Annotated in this window: 3 protein-coding genes and 1 pseudogene; 3 read left to right on the forward strand and 1 reads right to left on the reverse strand. The window is 66.4% G+C overall.

The window, feature by feature from the left end:
* Positions 1–16: 16 nt before the first annotated feature.
* The 3 genes from AWW66_RS36390 to AWW66_RS09985 all read left to right on the forward strand — a co-directional run bounded on the left by AWW66_RS36390 (position 17) and on the right by AWW66_RS09985 (position 4,487).
* Positions 17–142 carry a winged helix-turn-helix domain-containing protein gene (locus AWW66_RS36390; protein ID WP_396890717.1) on the forward strand — a complete coding sequence of 42 codons (126 nt, stop codon included), beginning with the start codon at positions 17–19 and terminating at the stop codon, positions 140–142.
* Positions 143–232: 90 nt separating this feature from the next.
* Positions 233–721, forward strand: a complete 489-nt coding sequence (locus AWW66_RS09980; protein WP_396890716.1) for a transposase — start codon at positions 233–235, stop codon at positions 719–721.
* A 55-nt stretch (positions 722–776) separates the two neighbouring features.
* Positions 777–4,487, forward strand: coding sequence for a hypothetical protein (locus AWW66_RS09985; protein WP_157527332.1), 3,711 nt, complete (start codon positions 777–779; stop codon positions 4,485–4,487).
* Between the two features lie 547 nt (positions 4,488–5,034).
* Here the strand turns inward: AWW66_RS09985 and AWW66_RS09990 are convergent.
* Positions 5,035–5,916: pseudogene (locus tag AWW66_RS09990) on the reverse strand (IS5 family transposase).
* Positions 5,917–6,000 lie beyond the last annotated feature (84 nt).

Raw genomic sequence — 6,000 nt, forward strand, 5'->3', positions numbered from 1 at the left:
ACCCGGTACACGCTGCGTGGCACCCTATCTGCTGCACCGTATCGGCTGGTCGGTGCAGGTCCCGAAGCATCGGCCGGTCGAACGCGACGAGGCGGCGGTCATGACGTGGCAGCGGGAGGTGTGGCCGGCGGGAAAAGGGTAGCGGCGCAGCGCGGGGCGTGGATCGTCTTCGAGGACGAGACCGGTCAGACGCTGCGCCCACCCAAGGCCCGAACCTGGGGCCGACGCGGTCATGCGCCGGCCGTGCCGAACCTCCGGCAAGGGCTCCGGGCGGATCTCCATCGCGGGCCTGACCTGCTACAAGCCCGGCCGACGCCCTCGCCTGATCTACCGCACCATCACCCGCCGTGGCCGCAAGGGTGAGCGACGCAGTTTCGCCGAAGCCGACTACATCGCCCTGCTCGACGCCGCCCACCAGCAGCTCGGCGGCCCGATCGTCCTCGTGTGGGACAACCTCAACACCCACATCAGCGCGGCTATGCGGCAGATGATCGCAGGCCGGGACTGGTTGACCGTGATCCGGCTGCCCGCCTACGCCCCGGACCTCAACCCCACCGAAGGCGTCTGGTCGCACCTCAAGCGCAGCATCGGCAACCTTGCCGTCACCGGCGTCGACCACCTACTCGCCATCATCAAGAACCGGCTAAAACGTGTGCAATACCGCCCCGACCTCCTCGACGGCTTCCTCGCTCACACCGGTCTGACCCTCGACTCAACCTAGGCTTTCAAAATCTGTAGTTGGCCCGCGCGGAGCGTGATCACGCAGGATTGGCGCCGTGAACGCCACTCGCTACCAACTCACCGGCGCCCGTATCGACGCGGGGATTCAGCCACGATGGGCCGTGATCGATCGGGTGCTTGCGTCCTTCGCGGGCAAGTCCATCCTCGTATTGATCGCTGCGGCACTCGACTCCCCGTCGTGCCGTCCCTGGGAGTACCACCTGACATTGCTGTGGGGACGAGCACTGCGACGGACACCGTCCGGCGGTATCGATGCTCAGCCCGCGGACCTGGTCCGCTTGGTCGAGAGTGCGTTGCGCGCTGCGCCGTTCCGCGCGCCCGAGATGTCCTGGACACCCAATGATCCTCGCCGCGTGGTTGGCTTTACCTTCGGAGGCCGCCGCTGGCGGGTTCACCCCGGCGATTTCGACCATCCCGTGGTGCTGATTCGCCAGTTGGAACAGACCGCACGAGCGGTGGACGAGAACGTAGTGGCCCGCATGGGTTTTTCCCTCAGTGACGTCCTTGAGGTCTGCCTTGCGCATGGCGACCACATCATCGAGGGGCTCGCGCCAGCCTGGCAGGCAGGCCCTGAGGCTGGCGCTGCTGCGCCTCGTGTCGGTGACGCTGAGGTGTCGGCAGTCCGGCGGCTGGTCGACGCCGAGCCTTTCGGATGGATTGACCAGTGCAGTAAGCCTGCGGCCGCCCGGCGGGCGCTGACCTGGCTGACCCGCAACAGTCAGCATCTGCGTATGCGCCACAATGCCGACGAGGCAACGCTCGGGCCAGTCCTGCGAGTGTCCACCGAGCATCGGCACGTCGGAGTGCCGGCCTGCTTGGCGCTGAGCGCAGCGGTCGCCGCCACCCGGTATCTCGCGGAGATGGTCGGCGACGCCGGCGACGCCGCAGTGCAGTTACACGCGCGCACGTGGTCGCACACTGTAGACCTGCTCTCGCGGCGACTGGTGAGCCGCGGTGGCCAAACGCCCAAACCAGCACCCGTCCGACCGGTCATTGAGGGCCCGCGGTTCCGTATCGCGGTGGTCAGCGGCGTGAGTGCTGCCGGGCTGCAAGGAGGCATCGCCTGGGGCAAGAAGCTGCTGTCGGTCGACACTGCAACGACGCACAACACCGCCCAAGGCTCTGGTGGCCGTTCTGCAATCCTGGAACGGCCGGTTGCGAAGGTCATCGTCTACGGAGGGCCGGCGAACGTCGTGGCACAGATGGTCGGCGAAGCCGTCGTCCTCCACGTTGAGGAACTCGCCGAGATGCTCGCCGAGTGCGGTGGCGACCTTACCACCGTGGCCTGCTTCCTCGAAGACCTCGCGTTCCATCCCGGCTACACCGATGTCGCGTTCGTCGACATCTTCGACGTCTGGCGAGCGTGGAAGGAGCACGGCTCGATCGGACCGGTCACGGTGGGGGCACCACGGCAGTGTTTGGCCGTTGCGCCGGCGACATCGGACGAGACGTGGGAGAGGGCGGCGTCGTGGGAGGACGTCGACGCCGTGCTGGCCGAGGCCGGCATCAGCGCGGAGCACATAGACTGGCCCTTCGCGCGTGGTGACCAAGGTGATGGCGCCGACCTGTTCTACAAGCCGGACAGCCCGGCGATGTTGGTCAACGTCAACCCGCCCGTCGTTCTCGAAGTCGACCTCAATGACGCCGTCACGCTGCACACTCATCCCGACGCGGTCGTGGGATTCGCCGACAGCCTGCGCCTACACCTACGCAAGCCGGCCATCAGTAAACACGTGCGCGACGGGACGGGTCGAACACGGCGGCTGGCCCTGGTCTGGCTCCCGGACACGTCATTCGAGCACACTGAAGGCGCTCTCGCGTTCGTGCGGGTCGACCCGAACTTGCGGCAGATCGCTCTTGTCATGGCAGCAGGGCTGTTCGACATGCTCGCCGACAACCCGGCATCTGCATATGAGCTGATTGGCGAAGGGCTGGAACGCGGCCTCACCGCGCTGGGTACCGGCCACGAAGCAAGCAGGTTCGAACCGTCAGCATTCCGATCGGCGTGGCGGGCGGCGGGGCCCTTCATGACCGTGCACCGACAGGTGGAGGCACTTCCACTGGTAGCGCGCAACGACGGCCTCCCGCGATCGGCGGCGGTACACACCCGGGCCAATCGGAGAGCCGTCACCGCCGTTCTGCGCCGCCGAACCCCCGACGGCGTCTTTCTCGGCCCGGACGCACTGCGGATGTGCGAAGAATTCATCCTGCCGGCGGTTCAGGAATCGCTGTACGACCTAACGTGCCAGTTCGATCGCACGGTGACGTTGGCCGTCGCCGCCCGGGTCAACGACGCCCACGCCACCGCCTACCGTAGCGCCCAGCAACTTGCCGTCGCCCTCACCGGGCCCTGGGCGCACAACTGGCACGAGATTGCCATCACTGACGATCAGTACCAGCAGACCCACGCCTTGGAGACCCTCCTCGAGTCCCTTCTCGCCGAACCACCCGTAGGCAGCGCCGTCGCCGACGAGCTCGACGTCGGTGAGATCACCGCGCTGGCGCACCGGCTGGCGGTCACGGCAGCCGTGGTCCGCGGCTACACCGACCGGCTGCACGGCCTGCGCCTTACCATCAGCCGCGGCATGTTCATGGTCGAACCAGATTGGTCCGACCATGACGATGCCGAGCGCGTCGAGATCGACCTCGCCGCCTATACCGACCACCGCCGCGCGGCCCGTCTCATCCCAGCTGTCAGTCAGCCGGCTGGCGCCGTCGACGACCACCAGGACGACGACTCCGGGCTCCTCAGAAACTCACCGCCGGGACATCGGTACCAGGTCCCCTTCACCCCTATTCACGGACGGCTGCCAGTCAAACTGCAACGAGTCGATGATCGACTCCGCGATCACTGGGGGACGGGTCTCGACGGTATACGTGCCGTCCTCGGCGTGGCCGTCGACTGGGCCACCGACGCTTCCGGCGTACAAGCGGTAAGCCGTGCCGAGCTCGTCGATGCCGTCGCGCAATGGTCCGAGCTCAGCCTGGCGCAGGTTGAGGCAGCCGTCGACCGGCTCACCCTGTCCGGTGACCACCTGCGCGAGGCGGGCCCGCTGCGATTCCTCGACATTGAGCGGCGCGCGCATCGCCTCGCCTTGCGCCCGCTCGTCGACGTCGATAAGCAGTTGTTGATCTTGCCGTGGCGGTTGCTCGACACGCAGCGTCTGTTCGACGCTTACCTACACCGGTCACGGCTGCCGTTCGCCCACCGGGACCTTCCGCCCGGCGTCGCCGACATGATGAGCGCCCATCGGCAGGAGTTGAACGCCCAGCTTGAGGAGCTCGTCCACGGCGTCGTCGCCGCGACGGGGTTGCCATGCCGCACGCATGTCGAGGTGGCCGAGCTCAAGCGTGCTGGCATCCCGGAACCGCTCGGGGAGGTGGACCTGGTGGTCGCCGATTCGGCCACAGGCCGACTGTGGGTCGGCGAGGTCAAGGACCCAATCGCGGCGTTTAGCACGGAAACTCTCCGGAACCACGTCCGTAAGTTCTACCGCGGCCCGAAGCCGTATGTGCCGCGGCTGCTTGCCAAGGCCGCACAGATCCGCGAGGCCGCGCGAGGCGTCGCCGTGCTGGTCGGCGGTCCCGACCGGGCAAGGTGGCGCGTGGTGCCGATCCTGGCGACCCGCGATGTGGAACCTGCCGCGTTTGTCGCCGAACCGCAGGTGCCTTTCGCACTTCCGCACCAACTGCCGGACATCTTGAGAGCCGACGTCGACCCAGCGCCGGGGCCCGTTCCCCTATGACAGGTGAAACTTCAGCGGACCGGTTATCCGCGCCGACATGCGTTCGTCGACGTGCAGCTGACCGTGCGCGTTCGAGTCGCTCAATGCTTCGGTTCCGGCAGGCCACCCGCCGCTGCGGGCACTTCCCCAATGAGCAGGCCGCTCTCAAGGTGCTCTACCTGCGCATTCGCAGCCCGCGGCCGAACCAGGCTAACGTCCCCAAGCCGACCCGCACCGCAGCCGCCCAGCGGCGAGGAGCGGAGGCGGCGCGGTAGGCATGTAAGCTGAACGCCCCCGTCGGACGCCTATGACCATCGACTTGGCGGATCATAGGCATCAGGCTGGTCCCGTTCATCCGTACCTACCTGGCCCTGTTCATCCGTACGCCGACACATGCACACTGATCACGAAACAGCCCTTGGCTATTGATCATCTTCCCTCGGCAAGAAGAATGATCAACCAAGGGCTGCCACCATGATCAGCTGGCGTCGTCGACCGGCCGCCATAGCTTAAAGATCAAGTTAGCGGCTTAGAGGGCATCTGATCCTGCTTGGCGAGTTTAGTCCTATTAGGTGGCTTCGTTTCGCCAGGTTGGGGTGGATTCTCCGGTGAGGTAACGGCTCATTGTGTTAGCCATGGCCCAATGGATCATCGCCTGCGTTCGTTAAGGAAGGGTCTCGTAGTCGCGGACGAGTCGTCGGTGCTGCATCAGCCAGCCGAAGGTCCGTTCCACGACCCACCGGCGGGGCTGGACGTGGAAGCCCCTCCCGGCGTGGCGAGGTACGCGCTCGACGTCGATGCCGAGCCGGGCGCCGTGCGTCCGTACGGCCGTGTTGTAGCCACCGTCGACCCACGCCTTGACCACGGTCGGATGGTCCGCGGACATGGTGTCGAGCAGCTGCCGGCCGGCGCTGGAGTCCTGCACAGACGCGGCGGTGACGATGACCGCCACCAGCAAGCCGAGGGTGTCGGTGGCGATGTGCCGCTTGCGTCCCTTGATCTTCTTCGCCGCGTCGATGCCCTGGCTGGACTCGCTGACGTTGCTGGACGTCTTCACGCTCTGCGAGTCCAACACCACCGCTGACGGGCTCGCGCTGCGGCCACGAGCGGCCCGGACTCGCTCCCGCAGCAGATCGTGGATCCGCTGCGTGGTTCCGTCCGCCTCCCATTTGGCGTAGTAGTCGTACACCGTCTTCGCCGGTGGGAAGTCATGCGGCAGGTACTCCCAGGCGATCCCCGTCCTGGCCACGTACAGGATCGCGTTGACAATCTCCCGCAGGTCATGCACCGGCCGGCTGATGCCCAACCCCACCCGCGCCGCCCGCCACGCAGTGAGGACCGGCTCGATCAACGCCCACCGCTCATCCGACAAGTCCGACCGATAACTACGCCGCTGCACGCCCACGCCGTGATCAACGAACCAAGCCCCACCACCGCCACGGCCGAACATGAATCAGCCACGACACGGACCAGATGCCCTCTTAGAGTTCCTAACTAAATGATGATGGGCGTGTCCTTTGGACGTGAGGATCGT

The organism is Micromonospora rosaria (assembly GCF_001567585.1).
Classification (GTDB): Bacteria; Actinomycetota; Actinomycetes; order Mycobacteriales; family Micromonosporaceae; genus Micromonospora; species Micromonospora rosaria.